The sequence below is a fragment of the Jiangella anatolica genome (assembly GCF_003236295.1).
Taxonomy (GTDB): Bacteria; Actinomycetota; Actinomycetes; order Jiangellales; family Jiangellaceae; genus Jiangella; species Jiangella anatolica.
This window is the reverse complement of record NZ_POTW01000243.1, coordinates 1-406: the sequence shown is the minus strand read 5'-3', so window position 1 is coordinate 406 and position 406 is coordinate 1. Positions and strand designations below refer to the sequence as shown.

1 protein-coding gene is annotated in these 406 nt (G+C 51.5%); it reads left to right on the top strand.

Going from position 1 to position 406, the window contains the following annotated elements; translation table 11 throughout:
• Nucleotides 1–406: histidine phosphatase family protein (locus tag C1I92_RS35990; RefSeq protein ID WP_146605406.1), on the top strand; the 406-nt coding region annotated here is incomplete at both ends.

Genomic DNA, 406 nt, shown 5'->3' with positions numbered 1-406 from the left:
TAGCAGTCCGCAGCAACGAGCGCTGGATACGGCGAAATACATTGTGGCTGCCAATCAGTGGCAACCGCCGATTCAAATCGACGATGGCTTGCGTGAGTTTGATTTTGGTGATTGGGACGGCAAACAGGAAGCGGAAGTACAGCCGCAGTCCTACGCCCAAGTTATTTTTACTAAACCCGCCGAATACCGACCGGAACTAGCTGGCGGTGGCGAAAGTTATGCGGATTTTGTCACCCGAACGACTTCGACGCTACATCGTTTGATTGATCAAGTTGGGGTAGCTAGCACGCAACCACTATTAATCGTATCGCACGGTCTGGTGACGACGATGACTGTCAAGGCGTTAATGGGTGTCCCCGTAGCAGAATTACGAGCACCTTTTGTGGTCGATGGGCAAGTTATGAAG